The sequence below is a fragment of the Mesorhizobium sp. B2-6-1 genome, assembly GCF_006440475.1.
In the GTDB taxonomy this organism is placed as follows: Bacteria; Pseudomonadota; Alphaproteobacteria; order Rhizobiales; family Rhizobiaceae; genus Mesorhizobium.
The window spans coordinates 14,002-35,563 of record NZ_VFUH01000005.1; the positions used below are offsets into that span (position 1 = coordinate 14,002).

The window sequence follows — 21,562 nt, forward strand, 5'->3', positions numbered from 1 at the left end:
GAACGCTGGCCATTCCAGTCCATCTTGCGAAGAAGGCGCGTCCCCACTCACGACTTTCGCTTGCGAGGATCATAGATGCAGCAGCGCTAAAGTTTCCTTAATCCGCTGAATCCGGCCTGTTTTTCGCTGATTCCGGCTTTACACGCCTTCATCCGTGAACAAACAATTCCCGAGCGCGCCAAATGCATGTCGCATTTTCTTGCGCGCAGCCACCGAAAAGCTGGGATCCTGTCAGCAGCGATTTCTTTTGGGATGGTGCGATGAGTGAAAATCATACGGGATCGTGTCTCTGCGGAGCGGTTCGCTTCAGGACACGAGGGCCGTTGCGCGGCGTCATCTATTGCCATTGCTCGCAATGTCGCAAGCAGAGTGGACATTTCTATGCCGCAACCAATGTCCCGGACGCCAATATCGATATCGACGGCGCCGACAACATCACCTGGTATGAGGCGTCCGCCTTCGCCGGGCGCGGTTTTTGCAAGACATGCGGATCGCTGCTTTTCTGGAAACCGCGGGACGACGCCTATGTTTCGGTTCTGGCGGGATCGTTCGATGAACCGACAGGCCTCAAGGGCCAATGCCACATATTCGTGGGTGACAAGGGCGATTATTATTCGATCGACGACGCGCTGCCTCAATTCGAGAAGTCGACCCCATCGGTGAAGGTCGCCGACGAATGAATTTTGGGCGAGCCAGCTTATTCCATTGATCGGGCCATTGCTTTATCCCGTGCCGGTGATTCGCAAAGGGGTTTGGCATGCAGCGGCTGATCGACGCTTATTTCAACTCGCTGCGGGCGTTCCGCAAGCTGGCTGCAACTGAAAAAGCTTTCCAGCAGGAGCTGGCGCTGCTCGCCCTTGCCCTTCCGATCGGCTGGTTCGTTTCGGTGTCGTGGCGCGGCTACGCGCTGCTGATCGGCGCGGTGCTGCTCCTGATCATGGTCGAGGTGCTGAACACCGGCATCGAAGCGGCCTGCGATGCCTTTAGCCGCGAATTCAATGTCGACATCCAGCTGGCCAAGGACTGCGGTTCGCTGGCGGTACTGATCTCCGTGGCGATCGTCGCCGGCGTCTGGGGCATCGCGATCATCGAGCGTATCGTCGGGCTGCCGATCTGAGCTTTCGACCGCCGGCCGGCGGTCAGTTTTCCCTGGCACGTTCCTTTCGGGCGAAATGGCGGGCGATGAGCCAGGCGAGTACGGCCACGGCCAGGCCGATAGCCAGGCCCACCAATATCCGCTCATGGCGAAGCAGCGCCTGGCCGATGAAATGCTCGGCGCCCAACCCGAAGACATAGCCGATGGTGCTGAACAGCACCGCCCAGACCGCCGAGGAAATGGCGTTCAAGACGATGAAGCGGGGTGCTGCGATGTTCGACAGGCCGGCCGCGATGCCACCGACCAGGCGCATGCCATAGACGTAGCGGTTCGACAGCACGAAGATGTTGGGATGGGTGTTGAGCAGACGATAGGCGCGGCGGAAGCCGGGCCGCTTGCGCAACCCGACGACATAGCGATGGTCCGCGAAACTTCTCCCCAGGATGAAGAAGCAGGTGTCGCCGGCGAAGGCCCCAAGCGCTGCCACGACGACAGTCTGCCAGAGGACGAAGATATGCTGATGGGCGAAGAAGCCGCCGAGTATGGCGGCACTCTCGCCCTCGGCGACACAGCCCAGAAAAACGGCGATCAGCCCGTATTGTTCGATGAAATGATGGATCGCGTCGCTCATGACGGCGATTGCTGCGACAGCCTCTCGTCGATCCGCTTGACCAGTTCGGTCAGCCGCACGATCTCGTCGCGCATGCCGATGATCTGGCCGTGGCGCATTTCGTCCAGCTTTTCATGCAGCGCCATGATCTCGATCTCGGCCTTCAGATTGACCTCGTAGTCGTGGGCGGCATCGATGCGGTCGCGCTCGGTCTGGCGGTTCTGCGCCATCATGATCACCGGCGCCTGCAGCGCCGCGACCATGGACAGGACGAGATTGAGGAAGATGAACGGGTAGGGGTCGAAGGCGTCGCGCGCCAGAAGCCAGGCATTGGCTGATGTCCAGACGATCAGGAAGGCAATGAAGCCAAGGATGAACGACCAGGAACCGCCAATGCGGGCGATGCTATCGGCAAGGCGGTCGCCAAAGGTCTGGTGGAAGGCGACGGCCTTGTTGGTGTCCCTGGAGATCGTTGTGCGCTCGAGCGTCGACTGCAGCACCCGGTTCTCCAGGGCGCTGAGACCGTCCGGCTTTCGTCTCAGCCAGCGGTTCGCCAGATCGTCGATTGTCTTGTTCATGGCCGTCTCCAAGGGCTTGGCTGGCGATAGACGTAGAGGCTGCCGGCCCGCGCGGGAAGTGCTAGATTTGATGGGAACCGGAGGGACTTATGGTCGACTTCATGAAAATTCGCGCTCGCGCCGCAAAGCGCAAGGGCGGCGAGGAGGAACTGGTCTCGCTGCTCGGGCCGATTCCCGACAACGCCGCCGTGGCCGACATCGGCGATGACCGTATCCTGTCGACGATGGCCGAGTGCGTCTTCGCCGCCGGTTTCGTCTGGCGCGTCATCGAGCAGAAATGGCCCGGATTCGAAGAGGCGTTCCTGCGCTTCGAGCCGAAGCGGTTGCTGTTCCAGCCTGACGATTTCTGGCATGAACTGGCATCCGACCAGCGCATCGTGCGCAATCCGCAGAAGATCAAATCCGTTCGCGACAACGCTGCCTTCGTCGAGCGCGTGTCAAAAGAGCATGGCGGCTTCGGCACATTCCTCGCCGAGTGGCCCGCCGACGACCAGGTCGGGCTGATGGCCTATCTCGGCAAGCATGGCAGCCGGCTCGGCGGCAATACCGGCCAGTATTTCCTGCGCTGGCTGGGTTGGGACGCCTTCGTCATTTCGGCCGACATGGCGGCCGCCCTTCGCGATGCCGGGCTCGATATCGCCGAAAGCCCGACGTCGAAGAAGGATCTCGACAAGATCCAGGCCCAGGTCAACCGTTGGGTTGCGGATACCGGCCTGCCGCGCCGGCACATTTCGCGCATCCTGGCGATGTCGATCGGGGAGAACCATTCGCCGCAGGCGCTGCGCGACTATATGGGCAACGACTGATGTCGAAATTGGCCCAAGCAAACGCCATTGCGGGGCGAATTTTGCCGCGCTAAGTCAGCAGCATGACCAAGAAGCCCGACATACTGCGCATCGCCGTTGCCCAGCTCAATCCGACAGTCGGCGACGTTGCCGGCAATCTCGCCAAGGCCCGCGAGGCGAGGGCGGATGCCGCGCGTCAAGGCGCCGATCTCGTGCTCTACACCGAGCTTTTCCTCGCCGGCTATCCGCCTGAGGATCTGGTGCTGAAGCCGGCCTTCCTGAAGGCCTGCGAGCGGGCCGCGCAGGAGATTGCCGCCGACACCGCCGATGGCGGTCCCGGCGTCATCATCGGCACGCCGCTGAAGCGCAAGACCGGCACCCACAACTCGATCGTCTTCGCCGATGGCGGCAAGATCATCACCGAGCGCTATAAGGTCGATCTGCCGAATTATGGCGAGTTCGACGAGAAGCGCGTCTTCCAGGCCGGACCGGAGATCCAGGGGCCCGTCAATTTCCGCGGCGTGCGTCTGGGAATCCCGATCTGCGAGGACATCTGGGGCGACATCGGCGTCTGCGAGACGCTGGCCGAGAGCGGCGCGGAAATCCTGCTGGTGCCGAACGGCTCGCCCTATTACCGCGCCAAGATCGATGTGCGCCACCAGGTCGTCATCCGCCAGGTTATCGAATGCGGGCTGCCGATGATCTATGCAAACCAGCTCGGCGGCCAGGACGAGCTGATCTTCGACGGCGCGTCGTTTGCCATAGGTGCCGACAAGCGGCTTGCTTTCCAGATGAGCCAGTTCGAGGAGGCGGTCGACATCACCACCTGGAGGAGACAAGGCGAAAACTGGGTCTGTTCGGAAGGACCGATGTCGAAGATCCCCGAACGGGAGGAGGCCGACTACCGCGCCTGCATGCTGGGCTTGCGCGACTACGTCAACAAGAACGGTTTCAAGAACGTCGTGCTCGGCCTGTCGGGCGGCATCGATTCGGCCATCTGCGCGGCCCTTGCCGTCGATGCGCTGGGCGAGGAGCGGCTGCGCGCGGTGATGATGCCTTACCGCTATACGTCGAAGGATTCGCTCAAGGATGCTGAAGACTGTGCCCGCGCACTCGGCTGCCGCTATGACATCGTGCCGATCTTCGAGCCGGTCGAAGGTTTCCTTCATGCGCTGACGCAGCTTTTCGAAGGCACCAAGGAAGGCATCACCGAGGAGAACTTGCAGAGCCGCGCGCGCGGCACCATCCTGATGGCGATTTCCAACAAATTCGGCTCGATGGTGGTTACGACAGGCAATAAGAGCGAGATGTCGGTCGGCTATGCCACGCTCTATGGCGACATGAATGGGGGCTTCAATCCGATCAAGGACCTGTACAAGATGCAGGTCTATGCACTGTCGCGCTGGCGCAACAGCCACGTGCCGCCGGGCGCGCTCGGACCGTCGGGCGAGGTGATCCCGAAGAACATCATCGACAAGGCGCCGTCGGCGGAACTGCGCGAGAACCAGACCGATCAGGATTCGCTGCCGCCCTATCCGGTGCTGGACGACATCCTCGAATGCCTGGTCGAGAACGAGATGGGCGTCGACGACATCGTCGCGCGCGGCCATGACCGGGCGACGGTGACGCGCATCGAGCACCTGCTCTACGTCGCCGAATACAAACGCCGGCAGGCGGCGCCCGGCGTGAAGATCACTAGGAAGAATTTCGGCCGCGACCGTCGCTATCCCATCACCAACCGGTTCAGGGATCGCGGCTAGACACCGTTCCGGCCGAAAATTCGCGTCATGCCGCAGGCGAGGGTAGCGATGCCTGAGTGTGAAATCAGCTTCGACCTGTCACGGATCGACTTCAGGGCGACATCCGACCTGTTGATGGCAAGCTATTGGGGCGGCGGGCGCAGTGACGAGACCCACCGCCGCGCCTTCGCGAATTCGCTCTGCGTCGGCGCTTATGTCGAAGGTAAACAGGTCGGCTTCGGCCGGGCGATCACCGACCGCACAGTGTTTGCCTATCTGGCCGATATCATCGTCTGGCCGCAGCATCGCGGGCAGGGCATCGGCTCGCGGCTGGTGCAGGCGCTGATCGATCACCCCGAGCTCGGTAGCGTTTCGCACTGGAGCCTGTCGACCAGCGACGCGCATGGGGTTTATGAAAGACTGGGATTCAAGGCATCGACCGATGGCCGGTACATGCGCCTCGATCGTAAGCCGATCCGCTGACCAAGCGCCATTGCCGTTGTTGCAAATTTATCCCAGTGCTTGGACCAGATGCCGTTTTTGGTGACCGCCAGCCTTGGCGATGCGATGAGGCATCTCTATAAGGGCCTCTCCGCGATTCCCTTTAGGGAGGACCGAATGCCAGGATTTGACATCGTTATGCGAGGCCGCGAAGCCTAGGTCCCGACCGGCGCGCCGCAGGGTTTTCACCCTCGGAACGGAGCCGGATCGAGAACAGGCCTTTGCCGATGCCGGTCGCCGCCTTCGGGCAAGCGGCCATTCATAACCGAACCTCCGCATTCCCGGGCATTGAGCCCCTTGCGCGGTTTTTTCATTTTCGACCTTACCGGGATCGGGCTTTTTGCGCCCGAATGACATCATGGCTCGTTTTCGAATCGATTTGCGCGCGAGCGCCTTTCGCAGCGTTCTTGGCTTTACTTTCACCCACTGGCGGCGCCAGCCCTGGCGGCTTTCGCTGATCATGGCTGGTTTCCTGCTGTCGACGCTGGCCGATGTGCTGACGCCGCTCTATTCCGGCCGGCTGGTCGATGCCGTCGCCAGCAGCGCCGGCGCCGACGAGATCGCCTGGAATGCCGCGATGACCGCGTTTTCCATGCTGATGGCGTTGGCGCTGGCAGGTGTCGTCCTGCGCAATCTGGCCTTCATGGGTATCGTCGAACTGACGCTGAAGATGATGGCCGACATCGCCGCCGACGCCTTCCATCGTGTCCAGCGCTTTTCCACCGATTGGCACGCCAACAGCTTCGCCGGATCGACCGTGCGCAAGGTGACGCGCGGCATGTGGGCGTTGGACCTGCTCAACGACACGATCCTGATCGCGCTGCTGCCGTCGGTCGTCACGCTGGTCGGCTCGACGCTGCTGCTGGGCTGGTTCTGGCCGCTGATGGGAGCGGTTGTCGCCGCCGGCTCGGTGCTGTTCATCGCCGTCACGGCGATGCTGTCGCTGGGCTATGTCGCGCCGGCGGCCAGGCTCGCCAACACCTGGGACACACGCCTTGGCGGCTCGCTGGCCGACGCGGTGAGCTGCAACGCCGTGGTCAAGGGGTTTGGCGCCGAGGAGCGCGAGGAGAACCGGCTTGCCAAGGTCGTCGCCAAATGGCGTGCCCGCACGCGGCGCACCTGGGTGCGCGGCACCATCAACGGCACCACGCAAGGGGTGCTGCTGCTGGTGATGAGAGCGGCGGTCATCGGCCTGGCGCTGATGCTGTGGTCGTGGGGGCAGGCAACGGCCGGCGACGTCGCCTTCGTGCTGACTTCTTTCTTCGTCCTGCAAGGCTATCTCAGGGATATCGGAACGCATATCCGCAACCTGCAGCGCTCGATCAACGACATGGAGGAACTGGTCGATTTCCAGTCCGAACCGCTCGGCATCGAGGATCGGCCCGGCGCCGGACCGATCCGCATCACGCAAGGGGGCATCGCCTTCGACGACGTCACCTTCCATTATGGCAGTCACCGTTCGCCGCTCTATCGCGATTTCTCGGTCGATATCGCGCCGGGCGAGCGGGTCGGGCTGGTCGGCCATTCCGGGTCGGGCAAGACGACTTTCGTCAAGCTGATCCAGAGGCTCTATGACGTGAACGCCGGCCGGATCCTGATCGACGACCAGGACATTTCGGAGGTGGCGCAGGCGTCGCTGCGCGCGCAGATCGCCATCGTGCAGCAGGAGCCGATCCTGTTCCACCGCTCTCTGGCCGAAAACATCGCCTATGCCCGACCCGGCGCCACGCAGGCCGAGATCGAGCACGCGGCAAAGCTGGCGAGCGCGCACGACTTCATCGTCAACCTGCCGAAGGGCTACGGCACGCTCGTCGGCGAGCGCGGCGTGAAGCTGTCGGGCGGCGAGCGCCAGCGCGTGGCGATCGCACGCGCGTTCCTCGCCGATGCGCGCATCCTGATCCTGGACGAGGCGACGTCGAGCCTCGATTCAGAATCGGAGGTGCTGATCCAGCAGGCGATGGAGCGGCTGATGGTCGGCCGCACCACGCTGGTCATCGCGCACCGGCTTTCGACGGTGCGGGCGCTCGACAGGCTGTTGGTCTTCGATCGCGGCAAGATCGCCGAGGAAGGCTCGCATGACGCGCTGATCCGGCTGCCGGGCGGCATCTACCGCCGCCTGTTCGAGCGCCAGGCGCTCGAATTGACCAAGGGACTTGTCACCTGATCGGGGCCTCCGGCTCTGGCCCGGAGGCCATCCCATCAGGCGCCGGCGGCCTGACGGGCGGGCGGCGCGGGACATGCGGTTGCTGGCGGAGCCGCGTCCGCCAAGTCTTTTCATTGCTTGCGCCATGTTCTATGTCTGCGGCACGGCACGGGGGCGCGTCTTGTCAATCACAAAAGCATCCGGTACGCCCCGCTCATGACAGTTACCGTTCGTTTCGCCCCTTCGCCGACAGGCCGCATCCATATCGGCAATGCGCGCACCGCCCTGTTCAACTGGCTGTTCGCCATGAACCATAAGGGGCGCTTCATCCAGCGCTTCGACGACACCGATGTCGCGCGCTCGAAGCAGGAATTTTCCGACGCCATCCTTTACGACCTGCATTGGCTTGGCATCTTTCCCGACACCACCGAATACCAGTCGCGTCGCTTCGAGATCTATGACGCGGCGGTCGAGCGGCTGAAGGCGGCGGGCGTTCTCTATGCCTGCTATGAAACGCCGGAGGAGCTCGACCTCAGGCGCAAGGTGCGCCGTACGCGCGGCCTGCCGCCGGTCTATGGCCGCGAAGCGCTGACGCTGACGTCGGAACAGATCGCCGAATATCAGGCCGATGGCCGCCGGCCGCACTGGCGCTTCCTGCTGCCCAATTTCACCGGCGATCCGCAGCAGCCGGAGCGCACCGAAATCCATTGGAACGACCTGGTGCGCGGGCAGGAAACCGTCGATCTCGCCTCGCTGTCGGACCCGGTGCTGGTGCGCGAGGACGGCACCTATCTCTATACGCTGCCATCCGTTGTCGACGATATCGAGATGGGCGTCAGCCATGTCATCCGCGGCGACGACCACGTCACCAACACCGGCGTGCAGATCGCGCTGTTCCGGGCGCTGGGTGCCGAGCCGCCGGAATTCGGCCACCACAATCTGCTGACCACCGTTTCGGGCGAGGGGCTGTCGAAGCGCACCGGCGCACTCTCCATCGAAAGCCTGCGCGAGGACGGCATCGAGCCGATGGCGGTCGCATCGCTGGCCGTGCTCGTCGGCACGTCGGAGAATGTCGCCGCCGCGCACGACCTGACCGAACTCGCCAGCCGTTTCGACCCGGCGGCGACCTCGAAGTCGGCGGCAAAGTTCGACCCGGACGAGCTTTTCGTGCTCAACCGGACGCTGCTGCACCAAATGCCGTTCTCCGAAGCGCAGAATCGGCTGGTGGTGCTCGGCATATCGGGCGAGCAGGCGGAACCGTTCTGGCTGGCTGTGCGCGGCAATCTCGACAGGCTGGCCGATGCTGTCGGCTGGTGGCGCATCCTGCGCGAAGGGCCGCAGGAGAAGCCGGAATTTTCCGACGCCGATCGAGATTTTCTTCACCAGGCCATCGATCTGCTGCCCGAGGAGCCTTGGAACGGGACCGTCTGGAAGGACTGGACGGCCAAGATCAGGGAAGCGACCGGCCGCAAGGGCAAGGCGCTGTTCATGCCGCTGAGGCTCGCCCTTACCGGACTGACTTCGGGACCGGAGCTTGCAGATCTATTGCCGCTGATGGGTCGGGAAGGAACGTTGGCCCGACGACCCTGACCTTCCGCTGTTCCGGCGGCAGCGTCGAGACCGGCGATGTGACCGGTTTGACCGCAAGCCGCTTGATGGCGTCGCGGTCCAGCCCGCCTGCGGCGTTTGCCAGCGTCTCGGGATCGGCACCTGGATCGGGTTTGGAGGCAGGCACCGGAATGAACGGGGCGCCCTCCGTTTGCGGCCGCGACTGTTGCTGGCTTGGCGGATTGCCGCCGATGATCTGGAAGTTCTGCGCGGCGTTGCAGCCGCAGGCCGGCGGCCGCGACAGGTTGGGCTGCTTGTAAAGATAGGCCGTCGGCAGTTCGCTGTAGGGTCGGCCGGTGACCGACGATGTCATGTCGGCTGAATCGTCGCCCATGCCGCGCGAATAGAAGACCTGGATCTCGGTGCCGGGACAGCTCGATTCGCAGTTCTTCTGGTCGCGCTCGAAATCGCCGACCGAGGCGGCATTCGACATCGGAAAGAAGTAGCCGTCGCAGGTGCGCACGCAGGTGGTACGGAACTCGCCGCCGACGCCCGGAAAATCCGGTATGCCGGACCGGCCCGGCACGCGGCGGATATTGCGCTCCTCGTCGGGATCGTCAGACTGGTCGAGCGTATCAAGCCGGCGTGTGTCGCCGCCGAACAGCTGGTCGAACAGATTGCCGTTGCCTTGTTCCCGTTTCGCTTCGCGCAAGAGTTCGCGGCGGGGCGCCACCGCGTCCTCGCGGCAGCCATTGGTGTCGAGCGCGGCCAGGATGCGTGCGCGATCGCGCCGCGAACCGCCGCCGGCGAGGCGGGCGCGCTTGGCCTGCAAGCTATCGAGATTGGCGTTCATGCGCTCGATGGTGGCGTTGAACCCAGCGCATTGGCTGACATTGCGGCTGAATAGAGAGAAGCCGCAGCCGGCGCTGCTGGACTGGCCGCGCGCCTTTGAAATCTGCTCGCGTTGCCGGTCGATCGCGGCGTCATATTTCCGGATCAGGGCCGGACCGCCACTGCCGCGCGAGGTCGCGGCAAGATCGGTCTCGAGCTGGCGGCAGACACGCGAGGCGGCCTGCGGCTCGGAGACGGCGGCGCCCGAAAGCAGCAGGCCAAGCAGCACGGCGAGATGCGCCTGCTTCCACCCTTTGCCCATCATCCGCCGAAACCCTGCTTGGTTGTTCGCCGCACGCTACGTGCTCGTGGTTAAACCGCAGTTTACCCCCGAATCGGCGTTCAGCCCAGATCGACGACAGCCTGCGCCTTGTGGGCGGCCTCGACCACCGCCAGCGCTGTCATGTTGACGACGCCGCGCGAAGTCACCGAGGGCGTCAGGATATGCGCCGGCTTGTCGGTGCCGAGCAGGATCGGGCCGACATGCAGGGCATCCATCATGGTCCTGAGCGCGGTCAGCGTGATGTTGGCGGAATCGAGGTTGGGGAACACCAGGAGATTGGCTTCGCCCTTCAGACGCGAATGCGGATAGACGCGCTGGCGCAGATGTTCCGACAGCGCGGAATCGGCATGCATCTCGCCGTCGCATTGCAGCTCGGGCGCGATGCGCGCCAGGATCGCCGCCGCCTGCCGCATCTTGAGCGCACTCGGCGAATCGCGCGAGCCGAAATCCGAATGCGACAGCAGCGCCGCCTTGGGCTCGATGCCGAAGCGCTGGATCTCCTCGGCCGCCAGCACGGTCATTTCGGCGATCTCGTCGGCGGTGGGGTCGACAGAAACATGGGTGTCGGTCAGGAAGATGATGCCGCGTTGCGAGATCAGCATGGACAGCGTCGACAGATCCCGGTCCTTGATGCCGGTTCGTGGCCCGATGATCAGCGTGACGTTGCGCAGGTGCCGCTCGAAACGCCCTTCGAGGCCGCAGACCATGGCGTCGGCGTCGCCGCGCTTCAATGCGAGGGCCGCGATCACCGTGTTGTCGGTGCGCACCATGGTGCGCGCAGCCTCCGTCGTCACGCCGCGCCGGCCGGCCAGCTCGATCAGGAGGTCGACATAGTGGCGGTAGCGCGGATCGTCCTCCGGGTTGATCAGGCCGAAGTCGACGCCCGGCTTGATGCGCAGTCCGTAGCGCTTCAAGCGCACCTCGATGACGTGCGGGCGGCCGATCAGGATCGGCTCGGCGATGCCTTCCTCCAAAACCACCTGCGCGGCGCGCAGCACGCGCTCGTCCTCGCCGTCGGCATAGATGACGCGCTTGGCGCTCGACGCCTTGGCCGACGAGAACACCGGCTTCATCACCAGGCCGGAGCGGAAGACGAAGCGGTTGAGCTTGTCGATATAGGCGGAGAAGTCGCTGATCGGCCTTGTCGCGACACCGGTGTCGCAGGCCGCCTTGGCGACGGCCGGGGCGATGCGCAGGATGAGGCGCGGATCGAAGGGCGAGGGGATCAGGAATTCGGGTCCGAACACCGGCGTCTCGCCGGAATAGGCGCGCGCGGCGACATCCGAAGGTTCTTCGCGGGCAAGGGCGGCGATGGCCCGCACCGCGGCCATCTTCATCTCCTCATTGATGGCGCTGGCGCCACAGTCCAGCGCGCCGCGGAAGATGTAAGGAAAACACAGTACGTTGTTGACCTGATTTGGAAAATCGGACCGGCCCGTGCAGATCATCGCGTCGGGGCGCGCCGCCCGCGCCACTTCCGGCATGATTTCCGGATTGGGATTGGCCAGCGCCAGGATCAATGGCTTCGGCGCCATGTGCTGGAGCAATTCCGGCTTCAGCACGCCGGCGGCCGAAAGCCCGAGGAACACGTCTGCGCCCGATATGACGTCGGCCAGCGTGCGCGCCTCCGTGTCCTTCACATAAGGGTCTTTCCAGCGGTCCATCTCATCCGTGCGCCCCTTATAGGCGACGCCGAAACGGTCGGTGACCCAGATGTTCTCGACCTTGGCGCCGAGCGAGACCAGCAGGTTGAGGCAGGCCAATGCCGCCGCACCCGCGCCCGAAGTGACGATCTTGATGTCGGCAATGGTTTTGCCGGCGAATTCCAGGCCGTTGAGCACTGCGGCGGCGACGATGATGGCGGTGCCGTGCTGGTCGTCATGGAAAACCGGTATGCCCATCCGGGCCTTCAGTCGCTCTTCGACCTCGAAGCATTCCGGCGCCTTGATGTCCTCGAGGTTGATGCCGCCGAATGTCGGTTCCAGCGCCGCCACCGTTTCGACCATGCGCTCGATCTCGGGCGCGTCGATCTCGATGTCGAAGACGTCGATGCCGGCGAATTTCTTGAACAGGACCGCCTTGCCTTCCATGACCGGCTTGGAAGCGAGCGGGCCGATATTGCCCAGGCCGAGCACGGCCGAGCCGTTGGAAACGACGCCGACCAGATTGGCGCGCGCCGTGTAGTCGGCCGCGGTCGCCGGATCGTCGCGGATTTCGAGGCAAGGGGCCGCCACGCCGGGCGAATAGGCGAGCGCCAGGTCGCGCTGGTTGCCGAGCGGCTTGGTGGCCTGGATTTCGAGCTTGCCCGGCGTCGGGTGCTTGTGGAAGTAGAGCGCGGCTTCGTCGAGGTCCGAACGTGCCGTTTTCTTGCTCTCGCCGTTCATTCCGGGCCTCCCTGCGATCCTGCGTGCCGCCTTCTTAGCATGCGGCCGAGATTTTTCGCGACCCCAAATGACGCAATCGCCATTCACATCGACGAAGCCGGGATAAGCGATCTATTTCAACGGTTTGAGCGGAATTTCTTCGGCGCCGGCGCTACCGGGTCTCAAAAGGCGCTGACATAGAGGCCGCCGTCCACCGGTATGTTCTGGCCGGTCAGGTAGCCGGCATGGACCGAGCACAGGAAGGCACAGATCTGGCCGAACTCTTCCGGCGTGCCAAGCCGCTTGGCCGGCACGTCGGCACTGATGCGCGCCTTGCGGGCGGCTGCCGCGGCCGGGTCTTCAACGCTGCCGGCCTCGTGCGGACCGCGCAGCCGGTCCGTATCGAGCTTGCCGGGCAGCAGGCTGTTGATGGTCACGTTGCGGTCGACCACCGTGCGCGCCACGCCGGCAAGAAAGGAGGTCAGGCCGGCGCGCGCGCCGGACGACAGATCAAGGCCGGGGATGGGGACATAGACCGATAGCGAAGTGATGTTGACGATGCGGCCGAAACCGCGCACGGCCATGCCGTCTATCACCGCCTGCACCAGCTCGATCGGCGTCACCATGTTCTGGGTCACGCCTTCGAGCATCTTGGCACGATCGAGCTCGCGGAAATCGCGCAGCGGCGGGCCGCCATTGTTGTTGACGAGGATGTCGGGTTGGGGACAGGCGGCGAGAAGCGCCTTCTGCACCTCGGGCTTCGATACGTCGCCGACGACTTCCGTGACGGTCACGCCGTAACGCTCGCGCAGCTCCGCAGCGGTTTTGGCCACCAGCTCGGCGTTGCGCCCGTTGACGACAATGTCACAGCCGGCCTCGGCCAGAGCCATGGCGCAGCCTTTTCCGAGCCCTTTGCTCGAAGCGCAGACGATGGCCTTCTTTCCGCGGATACCGAGATCCATGACGATTTCTCCTGTGATTCGCCGGCAGGCTAGCTCTTGGGCTGGACCAATCGCAACCGTCATACGGTTGTTGCATGAATCGGGGCATAGGCTCGCGAAAGCAACGGTGAATTCGCGATGTCCGGCCAAGAGCCCCGCACGTTCCGCAGCATGTTCATCTCCGACGTCCATCTCGGGTCGAAGGCGGCAAAGGCCGATTTCCTGATCGATTTCCTTAGACATCATGATGCCGACATCATTTATCTCGTCGGCGATATCGTCGATGGCTGGCGCCTGAGACGCAGCTGGCACTGGCCGCAGAGCCACAATGACGTCGTGCAGAAATTGCTGCGCAAGGCGCGCAAGGGCGCCACCATCACCTACATCGCCGGCAACCACGACGAATTCGCCCGCCAGTTCCAGGGCGTGCATTTCGGCGGCATCGTCGTAGCCGACCGCGCCATTCACGAAACCGCCGACGGCAGGCGGCTGCTCGTTATTCATGGCGACCAGTTCGACACGGTCGTGCACAATCAGCGCTGGCTCGCCTATCTCGGCGACCACGCCTACGACGCCGCCATGCAGGTCAACCGTGTGATCACCCGGCTGCGCCAGCTGCTCGGCCTGCCTTACTGGTCGTTTTCGTCCTGGGCCAAGGTCAAGGTCAAGAAGGCGGTGAACTTCATCGGCTCGTTCCAGATGGTGCTCAGCGACGAGGCGCGGCGCTCCCATGTCGACGGCGTCATATGCGGCCATATCCATCATGCCGCGATCGAAAACTATGGCGACGTCCAGTACATCAACACCGGCGACTGGGTGGAAAGCTGCACGGCGGTGGTCGAACATTTCGACGGCCGGATGGAAATCCTGACCTGGGCGCATGTCTTGCCCGACGCGCCGGACGAACCCTTCATCCCGATGCTGATCGAGGACCGGGTGGTGCAGGCCGCCTGACTGCGGGTGCCAGGCACAGATTCCGGTGTTAATCGATTAGGCCAATCGGTTTCGTCCGGTTTTTCCTCATGTTAAGGGTCAATCCACACTGCTCGCCGTTCGTGGACGGCAGCGTTATTGGATCGATTCATGCCGCTGCCGCCGCTTTCACCCGAACAGCTCGTCAAGCCTCGCCATTTCGAACTGCGCATGAGCCTGATCTTCGCGACATTGTTCGTGTCGCAGGGCACGCATCTGCCTTACTTCCCGCTGTGGCTGCAGGCGAAAGGTTTTCACGCCGAGCAGATCGCCGTCATCCTGGCGGCTCCGATGTTCCTGCGCGTCGTGACGACGCCGCTGCTCACCGCGCTCGCGGACCGGGCGAGGGACCGCGCCGACGTCTATATCGCGCTCGTCGCGGCATCGATGATCATTTCCGCCGGCTATTTTCTGCCGGCCTCCTACGCCGTCGTGCTTGCGGTGTCGCTGGCGCTGACGATCGTATGGACACCGCATTCGCCGATGGCCGATTCGCTCGCGCTTTCGGGCGTGCGCCGCTTCGGCTCCAACTACACCAGCATGCGCAAGTGGGGTTCGATCTCGTATCTCTGCGCCAACGTGGCCGGTGGTTTCATCCTGACCGCGGCAGGGGCGCAAGCCGTCCCGGCGATCATTTTCGCGGCACTGGGTGCCGCGCTCTTTGCCGCGCTGCTTGCGCCGCGTCTTGGCCGGCCGCGCCTTGCCTCACCGCTTTCGGCCGCGGAGATCCAGCACTCGGCACCAAGTCTCTTCGATGCCTATTTCGTCTATTTCACCTTGGGTGTCGGCATCCTCACCGCCAGCCACGCCTTCCTTTACGGCTTCGTGTCGATCTACTGGAAGTCGATCGGCATCGGCGACACCGTCGTCGGGCTTCTGTGGGCGTGGGGCGTGGTGGCCGAAGTCTGCATGTTCGTGTTTTTCAACCGCATATTCGCCTCCGTGTCGGTCGTCAGGGTGATGGTGATTGCCGGCATCGGCGCGGTCGTGCGCTGGATCGCCTTTCCGCTGATCTGGCCGCTTGGCCTCGGCGTCGCCGGGTTTTTCGGCGTCCAGACCCTGCATTCGGTGTCGGTGGCCATGGTGCTGATCGGCCTGCAGAAAATGATCGGCGAAACGGTCTCGGAAGAGCGCACCGGTGCCGCACAGGGCATCGCCTATTTCTTCAACGGCTTCTTCATGGCCGCCGTGACGCTCGCCTCCGGCCCGCTCTACGACCGTTTCGGGGTCGACGGCTTCCTGGCCATGATCCCGATCGCGATCATCGGCCTGGTGCTGGTCGGACTCGCGGCGCGCTCAGCCCCAAAGCGCCGGATCGGGCGGTGAAACCAAGGATCCCTCATAGGCGAGGCCGGGCACACGATCCCGCGCAAGCAGCAGCGGTCCGTCGAGGTCGACGAAATCGGCGTCCTGGGCGAGCAGCACCGCCGGCGCCATCGCCAGCGACGTGCCGACCATGCAGCCGACCATGACGCCGAAACCCAGTTCGCGGGCGCGGTCGCGCAGCACGAGCGCCGCCGTCAGCCCGCCCGACTTGTCGAGCTTGATGTTGACGGCATCGTAGAGACCGGCGAGCGCGGCCAGATCCCCCGCCTCATGCACGCTCTCGTCCGCGCAGATCGGCACCGGATGCGCGATGTGGCGCAGGATGCCGTCATGGCCCGCCGGCAGCGGCTGTTCGATAAGCGCGATGCCTTGCTCGGCGGCAAAGGCGAGGTTCGCGGCGACGGTGTCGTCGTTCCAGCCCTCGTTGGCGTCGAGGATGATGCGGCTGTCGGGCGCGGCCTGCCGGACGGCGCGGATGCGCGCAATGTCGTTGTCGCCGCCGATCTTGACCTTGAGCAGCGGGCGCGCCGCGTTGGCACGGGCCTGCGCCGCCATCGCCTCGGGTTCGCCAAGCGACAGCGTGTAGGCCGTCTCGAGCTGATGCAAAGGAGCCGGCCAGACTACGTCCGCCACCGCCTTGCCGCCGATTTTGGCTTCCAGGTCCCACAAGGCGCAATCGATGGCGTTGCGCGCCGCGCCCGCCGGCATGGCGCCGAGCAGGGCGGTCCGGTCGATGCCAGCGGAGATTTGCCCGCGCATGGCCTCTATCGCGGCGCGAACCCCATCCATGGTCTCGCCATAGCGTTTGTACGGCACGCATTCGCCACGGCCCGTGTAATCGCCTTCGCTGATCGTGCAGGTGATCACTTCGGCTTCGGTCTTCGAACCACGCGAAATGGTGAAGGTGCCGGCGATCGGAAAACGCTCGGCCTCGACCGAAATGACACGCGCCATAATTTTCTGCTCCGGCTGTGCGAGAAGGGTCGTCGGCAAATCGACAAGGCCGGACCCGTCAGGCTAAACAGGACGCCATGTTGACCATCGGCAAGCGCGACGCAAGCGGCAAGACCGCCTCGGAGGCTGACCACGAACCGCGCGTGTCGGTCGGTGAGGAAGCAGGCGTTCTCGGGTGCGCCTTCTCGGGAATCTGGACGACGCGCACCGTGGCCGCGGTCGACGCAGAGATGCGCAAAATCGAGAAACGGAGCGGTTTCAAGACTTTGGCGCTCGATCTTTCGCACATCGAGAAGATCGACACCGCCGGCGCGTGGCTGATCGACCGCCTGGTCAGCGCTTTCGAGAAGAAAGGTGTCGAGGTCAGGCTGCAGGGCCAGAGCGACGTCGCCTCGATCCTGCTCGGCGCGGTCGGCGATGCGGTGCGGCGCGAGCCCGAATCGGGGCCGGTCGGGCCGCCCAACATCGTCATTCGCGCGCTGGAGGCGGTTGGCCGCCGCGTCTACGAAATGCGCGACGATTTTCTCGCCTCGATGAACATACTGGGCGCCACGATCCGTGGCGCGCAGATGAAGCTCGGCCGCGGCCATGCCGTCAATCCGGCGGCGATCTTCAACCAGATCGACCGCATGGGCGTCGGAGCCATTCCGGTGGTGGTGCTGATGTCGGCGATCGTCGGCGCCATCGTTGCCCAGCAGGGCGCCTACCAGCTCAGCTATTTCGGCGCCGACATCTTCGTCGTCGACCTCGTCGGCGTGCTGATCCTGCGCGAACTCGGCGTGCTGATGACGGCAATCATGATCGCCGGCCGCTCGGGCAGCGCCATCACCGCCGAAATTGGCTCGATGAAGATGCGCGAGGAAGTGGATGCGCTGAAGGTCATCGGGCTCAACCCCATCGGCGTGCTGGTCTTTCCGCGCCTGGTTGCGCTGGTGATCGCCCTGCCTTGCCTGACCATCATCGCCAATTTTGCCGCACTCGGTGGCGGTATCCTCGCGGCTTGGCTCTATTCCGACATCGCACCCGCCGCCTTCATCGACCGGCTGCGCGTCGCCATCGACCTCAGCACCATTTTCGCCGGCCTGATCAAGGCGCCGTTCATGGCTATGATCATCGGCACCATCGCCTCGGTCGAGGGCATGAAGGTCGGCGGCAGCGCCGAATCGCTTGGTCAGCACGTGACCGCCTCGGTGGTGAAATCGATCTTCGTCGTCATCATCCTCGACGGGCTTTTCGCCATGTTCTATGCAGCGATCGAGTTCTGAAATGGCGATGGGAAACGGCATCGAGACCAGGGCCAAGGAGGGCGCGGATGACAGCGAGATCGTGCTTTCGGCGCATGACATCACCGTTTCCTTCGGCGACAATCTGATCCTCGACAAACTGTCGCTCGATATCTGGCGCGGCGAGATCCTCGGTTTCGTCGGCGCTTCGGGCGCCGGCAAATCAGTTCTGCTGCGCACCATCCTTGGTTTGACGCGCAAGCAGTCCGGCACGATCAAGCTGTTCGGCGTGGATATCGAAAAGGCCGACGATGCCGAACGGCTGCGCATCGACATGCGCCTTGGGGTGCTGTTCCAGCACGGCGCGCTGTTCTCGGCGCTGACGGTGCTGGAAAACGTCCAGGTGCCGATGCGCGAATATCTCGACCTGCCGCGCAAGCTGATGGACGAACTGGCGATGCTCAAGGTCGAACTGGTCGGGCTGCCGCCGGACGCGGCGCAGAAATTCCCGTCCGAGCTGTCGGGCGGCATGATTAAGCGCGCGGCACTCGCTCGCGCGCTGGCGCTCGATCCCGACATCGTCTTCCTCGATGAGCCGACCTCGGGCCTCGATCCGATCAGCGCGGCGGAATTCGACGAGCTGGTGGTCAAGCTGCGGGATACGATGGACCTGACCGTCTACATGGTGACCCACGATCTCGACACGCTTTTCACCGCCTGCGACCGCGTCGCCGTGCTCGGCAAGAAGAAAGTGCTGGTCGAAGGCACCATCGACGACATGCTGAAGAGTGAAGAACCGTGGGTAAAATCGTATTTCCGCGGAAAACGAGCCCGGCAACTTGATCTTGCCGCGCGCGCATAGCCATAAGTGAAGCAATGGAAACCAGAGCCAACTACGTTATTGTCGGCATCTTCACGCTGGTGGCGATCCTGGCGGCGTTCGGCTTCGTCTATTGGACGGCGGCGATCGGCGACAAAGGCGAGACCACGTTGTTGCGCGTGCGTATACCGGGCTCGGCTTCCGGACTTGGCCGCGGCAGCTTCGTGCTGTTCAACGGCGTCAAGGTCGGCGACGTCAGGCGCGTCTATATCGATGTCGACAATCCGACGGTCGCAATCGCCGACACCGAGATCGACCGCATGACGCCGATCACCAAATCGACGCAGGCCGATATCGGCCTGGCGGGCCTGACCGGACAGGCCAATATCGAACTCAAGGGCGCCGACCCCAAGGAAGTAAAACTTCTCGACCAGGCCGAGAAGGAAGGCAAGGTCGCCGAGATCGTGGCCAACCCGTCGGCGGTGACCAATCTTTTGCAGACGGCGCAGAACATCTTCACGCGCGCCGACACGGTACTGACGCAGCTGGAGGGGTTCACCAAGGATGTGCGCGGGCCGCTGACGCAGACCGTGCAGAATGTGCAGACGTTCTCCGACGCGCTGGCCAGGAATTCCGATGGCGTCGACAAGTTCCTGTCCGCGGTCAGCGCGCTGTCCGATGAGCTGAAGGGCGTCTCGGGCAAGCTCGACGGCACGCTGAAGGCGGCCGAAGGGCTGCTCAATGCGGTCGACAAGGACAAGATCAAGAGCATCGTCGCCAATGTCGATACGGTGACCGGCAACCTCAAGGAAACGTCCAAACAGCTCGATGGGGTGATCAGGAATGTCGATACGGCCGTGGGATCGGTCAATGATTTCGCCAAGCAGACGCAAGGTACGCTGGCCAAGGTCGACGGCGTGCTCGACGGCATCGATCCGGCGCAAGTGCGCACGGCGCTGGCGAACATCCAGAAGGCAAGCGAAAGCGCCGACAAGGCCGCCTCGGACATCGCCGAGGTGACCGGCAAATTCGCGAACCGGGCGGACGACATAGACGAGACGATCAAGGATGCAAGGCAGCTCGCGCAACGGCTCAACGACGCCTCGGTGCGCGTCGACGGCATCCTGGCCAAAGTCGACAAGCTGCTCGGTTCGGGGCAGGCGGACGGCGTGATGGCGGACGCCAGGGACACGCTGAGGTCGTTCAAGCAGGTTGCCGATACGCTGAATTCGCGGCTTGGCGTCATCACCGACAATATAGCCCGGTTCTCCGGCCAGGGCCTTTCGAATGTCGAGGCGCTGGTTCAGGACAGCCGCCGTTCAATCAGCCGCATCGAGGAGGCGGTTACCGACCTCAGCCGCAATCCGCAGCGCATCCTGTCGGGCGGCGAGGGCGAGGTTCGGCAGTACGATGGCAGGGCGCGGCGTTGACTTCGGTCTCGGCTCGCCGCAGAAACAGTGTCTGCATCCGCGGGTTGTTGTTACAATCCAGGGATAGTGAGGCCGGGGACAGCAGGGATCGCGCGTGAAGTCGACGATTGTGTTCAGATCGGGCGTGGCCTTGCTTGCCTTGACCCTTGCCGGTTGTGCCGCGCTGCCGGGCGGCGGGCCTGCGCCGCTTGACACGTTCGAACTGTCGGCGCCGTCGGTCGAGGCGCATGGCCACAGCCGCCGCCAGATCCTGATCGCCCAGCCATCCGCGCTCAAGGCGCTGGACAGCCAGAACATCGTCATAAAACCGTCCCCGCGCTCGATCCAGTACCTCAAGGGCGCGCAATGGGCGGACCGGCTGCCGCTGATCGTGCAGGCTCGGCTGGCCGAGACGTTCCAGCGCTCGGGCAGCTTCGCCGGCGTGGGCAAGCCGGGCGAGGGACTGGCGATCGACTACCAGGTCATCGTCGAGATTCGTTCGTTCGAAGTCCGTGTCGACGGCGGCGATCATGCCGAAGTCGACCTGTTCGTGCGCATCCTCAACGACCGCAACGGCGAGGTGCGTGCGTCCAAGAGCTTTACGGCGACCGCGCCCGTCTCGGGCAGCGGCAACCAAGGCTATGTCGGCGCGCTCGATGCTGCTTTCGGCGACGCGGCCAAACAGATCGTGCGCTGGACCGATTCGGCGGTCTGAGCGGCGATCCCGGGCGGGCGCCAGCCACCAGGCTACAAGCGGTCGAAGGCGTCCGGCCGCAGCTTTCCGGCCTTCATCAGGTGCTGCAGGGTGTAGGTTACGGACAGCGCGTCATCGAGCGCATCGTGTCCCTGCAATGGCGGGTGTTGAACGCCATAATAGTCGGCAAGCTTGTTGCTCGGCGTCCTTGCCAGGTCCTCGATCGGCATCCCGGCCGAGATCAGCAGCTTTACGGTATTGTCAAAACGGGCGGCCGGGATGGAGGCGAGGATGCCTGCGATATAGCAGCTGATGGCTATCATGTTCAATTCGTCCTTGCCCCAGGACCAAAATCGCGCCCCATTAGAGAAACGATCGACGTCAACAAGGGCTTCTCCTAGCGCGACCCCCTCGATCTCCAGCTTTTCTTCTGTGATGCCAGTCAGCTCGGTGAAGAAAGGGTCGAGCGCGTATCTCCTGCCAAACCGGTCGATCGGTCTGACATAGGCCTTGTGCGTGCTCAGGACGGGAAAGTCGTCTTCGAGCCCAAGCCTGACCGCGCCGATCTGCGCGATGACCGGGTCGGGATCGTGGGCCGCGCACCAGAATCTGCGTTGCGAGCCCTCAAGGCAAAGAAACTCGCAGTCGAATATGATCGCCGTCTTCACAAGTCAGAGATCCAGTTC

20 protein-coding genes are annotated in these 21,562 nt (G+C 63.7%); 13 read left to right on the forward strand and 7 right to left on the reverse strand.

The features are described 5' to 3' along the window. Positions 1 to 260 precede the first annotated feature (260 nt). Entirely contained in the window at positions 261 to 680 is a 420-nt protein-coding gene (locus FJ443_RS12535) for a GFA family protein (protein ID WP_140560904.1), read from the forward strand. A 77-nt stretch (positions 681 to 757) separates the two neighbouring features. Continuing rightward, positions 758 to 1,117 carry a diacylglycerol kinase gene (locus FJ443_RS12540; RefSeq protein ID WP_140557810.1) on the forward strand — a complete coding sequence of 120 codons (360 nt, stop codon included), beginning with the start codon at positions 758 to 760 and terminating at the stop codon, positions 1,115 to 1,117. Positions 1,118 to 1,139: 22 nt separating this feature from the next. On the opposite strand, the gene FJ443_RS12545 is transcribed toward FJ443_RS12540, so the two are convergent. Further along, positions 1,140 to 1,727, reverse strand: a complete 588-nt coding sequence (locus tag FJ443_RS12545) for a DedA family protein (RefSeq protein ID WP_140498949.1) — start codon at positions 1,725 to 1,727, stop codon at positions 1,140 to 1,142. Beyond that, positions 1,724 to 2,284: a DUF1003 domain-containing protein gene (locus tag FJ443_RS12550; protein WP_140498947.1), complete on the reverse strand. Its 561-nt coding sequence runs from the start codon at positions 2,282 to 2,284 to the stop codon at positions 1,724 to 1,726. The genes FJ443_RS12545 and FJ443_RS12550 overlap by 4 nt, the downstream gene beginning before the upstream one ends. A gap of 89 nt (positions 2,285 to 2,373) precedes the next feature. Here FJ443_RS12550 and FJ443_RS12555 point away from each other — a divergent pair, with 89 nt between their 5' ends. The 5 genes from FJ443_RS12555 (at position 2,374) to gltX (ending at position 9,042) form a co-directional block, all read left to right on the forward strand. Beyond that, entirely contained in the window at positions 2,374 to 3,090 is a 717-nt protein-coding gene (locus tag FJ443_RS12555; RefSeq protein WP_140664261.1) for a DNA-3-methyladenine glycosylase I, read from the forward strand. A gap of 62 nt (positions 3,091 to 3,152) precedes the next feature. Next, entirely contained in the window at positions 3,153 to 4,829 is a 1,677-nt protein-coding gene (locus FJ443_RS12560) for an NAD+ synthase (RefSeq protein ID WP_140525390.1), read from the forward strand. Between the two features lie 48 nt (positions 4,830 to 4,877). Beyond that, on the forward strand, positions 4,878 to 5,291 hold the full coding sequence (locus tag FJ443_RS12565) for a GNAT family N-acetyltransferase (RefSeq protein ID WP_140498941.1): 414 nt from the start codon (positions 4,878 to 4,880) through the stop codon (positions 5,289 to 5,291). Positions 5,292 to 5,667: 376 nt separating this feature from the next. Beyond that, positions 5,668 to 7,473 (forward strand): ABC transporter ATP-binding protein, encoded by a 1,806-nt coding sequence (locus tag FJ443_RS12570; RefSeq protein ID WP_140664265.1) that lies wholly within the window; start codon positions 5,668 to 5,670, stop codon positions 7,471 to 7,473. Positions 7,474 to 7,668: 195 nt separating this feature from the next. Next, on the forward strand, positions 7,669 to 9,042 hold the full coding sequence (gene gltX / locus FJ443_RS12575; RefSeq protein ID WP_140584338.1) for a glutamate--tRNA ligase: 1,374 nt from the start codon (positions 7,669 to 7,671) through the stop codon (positions 9,040 to 9,042). On the opposite strand, the gene FJ443_RS12580 is transcribed toward gltX, so the two are convergent. The 3 genes from FJ443_RS12580 to FJ443_RS12590 form a co-directional block, all read right to left on the reverse strand. Then, positions 8,960 to 10,156 (reverse strand): DUF2865 domain-containing protein, encoded by a 1,197-nt coding sequence (locus FJ443_RS12580; protein ID WP_140560906.1) that lies wholly within the window; start codon positions 10,154 to 10,156, stop codon positions 8,960 to 8,962. The genes gltX and FJ443_RS12580 overlap by 83 nt on opposite strands. Positions 10,157 to 10,233: 77 nt before the next feature. Continuing rightward, positions 10,234 to 12,558, reverse strand: a complete 2,325-nt coding sequence (locus FJ443_RS12585) for an NADP-dependent malic enzyme (RefSeq protein WP_140498933.1) — start codon at positions 12,556 to 12,558, stop codon at positions 10,234 to 10,236. Between the two features lie 161 nt (positions 12,559 to 12,719). Next, the gene (locus FJ443_RS12590; protein WP_140664268.1) at positions 12,720 to 13,499 is read right to left on the reverse strand and encodes an SDR family oxidoreductase; all 780 of its coding nucleotides are present in this window, start codon (positions 13,497 to 13,499) and stop codon (positions 12,720 to 12,722) included. Positions 13,500 to 13,616: 117 nt separating this feature from the next. On the opposite strand from FJ443_RS12590, the gene FJ443_RS12595 reads away from it, so the two are divergent. Both FJ443_RS12595 and FJ443_RS12600 read left to right on the forward strand, forming a co-directional pair. After that, positions 13,617 to 14,432, forward strand: coding sequence for a UDP-2,3-diacylglucosamine diphosphatase (locus FJ443_RS12595; protein WP_140664271.1), 816 nt, complete (start codon positions 13,617 to 13,619; stop codon positions 14,430 to 14,432). A gap of 129 nt (positions 14,433 to 14,561) precedes the next feature. After that, a complete protein-coding gene (locus FJ443_RS12600) occupies positions 14,562 to 15,776 on the forward strand; it encodes an MFS transporter (RefSeq protein WP_140664274.1) in 1,215 nt (404 codons plus the stop codon). Here the strand turns inward: FJ443_RS12600 and dgcA are convergent. Then, a complete protein-coding gene (gene dgcA, locus FJ443_RS12605; protein ID WP_140664277.1) occupies positions 15,747 to 16,730 on the reverse strand; it encodes an N-acetyl-D-Glu racemase DgcA in 984 nt (327 codons plus the stop codon). The two genes, FJ443_RS12600 and dgcA, sit on opposite strands and share 30 nt — an antisense overlap. Before the next feature lie 77 nt (positions 16,731 to 16,807). Here dgcA and FJ443_RS12610 point away from each other — a divergent pair, with 77 nt between their 5' ends. The 4 genes from FJ443_RS12610 to FJ443_RS12625 all read left to right on the forward strand — a co-directional run bounded on the left by FJ443_RS12610 (position 16,808) and on the right by FJ443_RS12625 (position 20,897). Further along, complete coding sequence (locus FJ443_RS12610; RefSeq protein WP_140515277.1) at positions 16,808 to 17,995, forward strand: ABC transporter permease; 1,188 nt, start codon at positions 16,808 to 16,810, stop codon at positions 17,993 to 17,995. A 1-nt stretch (position 17,996) separates the two neighbouring features. Beyond that, positions 17,997 to 18,815 carry an ABC transporter ATP-binding protein gene (locus FJ443_RS12615; protein WP_140515278.1) on the forward strand — a complete coding sequence of 273 codons (819 nt, stop codon included), beginning with the start codon at positions 17,997 to 17,999 and terminating at the stop codon, positions 18,813 to 18,815. Between the two features lie 14 nt (positions 18,816 to 18,829). Then, the gene (locus FJ443_RS12620; protein ID WP_140564477.1) at positions 18,830 to 20,203 is read left to right on the forward strand and encodes an MlaD family protein; all 1,374 of its coding nucleotides are present in this window, start codon (positions 18,830 to 18,832) and stop codon (positions 20,201 to 20,203) included. Positions 20,204 to 20,297: 94 nt separating this feature from the next. Further along, the gene (locus FJ443_RS12625) at positions 20,298 to 20,897 is read left to right on the forward strand and encodes an ABC-type transport auxiliary lipoprotein family protein (RefSeq protein WP_224618578.1); all 600 of its coding nucleotides are present in this window, start codon (positions 20,298 to 20,300) and stop codon (positions 20,895 to 20,897) included. A gap of 32 nt (positions 20,898 to 20,929) precedes the next feature. Here FJ443_RS12625 and FJ443_RS12630 read toward each other — a convergent pair whose 3' ends face one another. After that, positions 20,930 to 21,544: a 3'-5' exonuclease gene (locus tag FJ443_RS12630; RefSeq protein WP_140664279.1), complete on the reverse strand. Its 615-nt coding sequence runs from the start codon at positions 21,542 to 21,544 to the stop codon at positions 20,930 to 20,932. Positions 21,545 to 21,562: the final 18 nt, after the last annotated feature.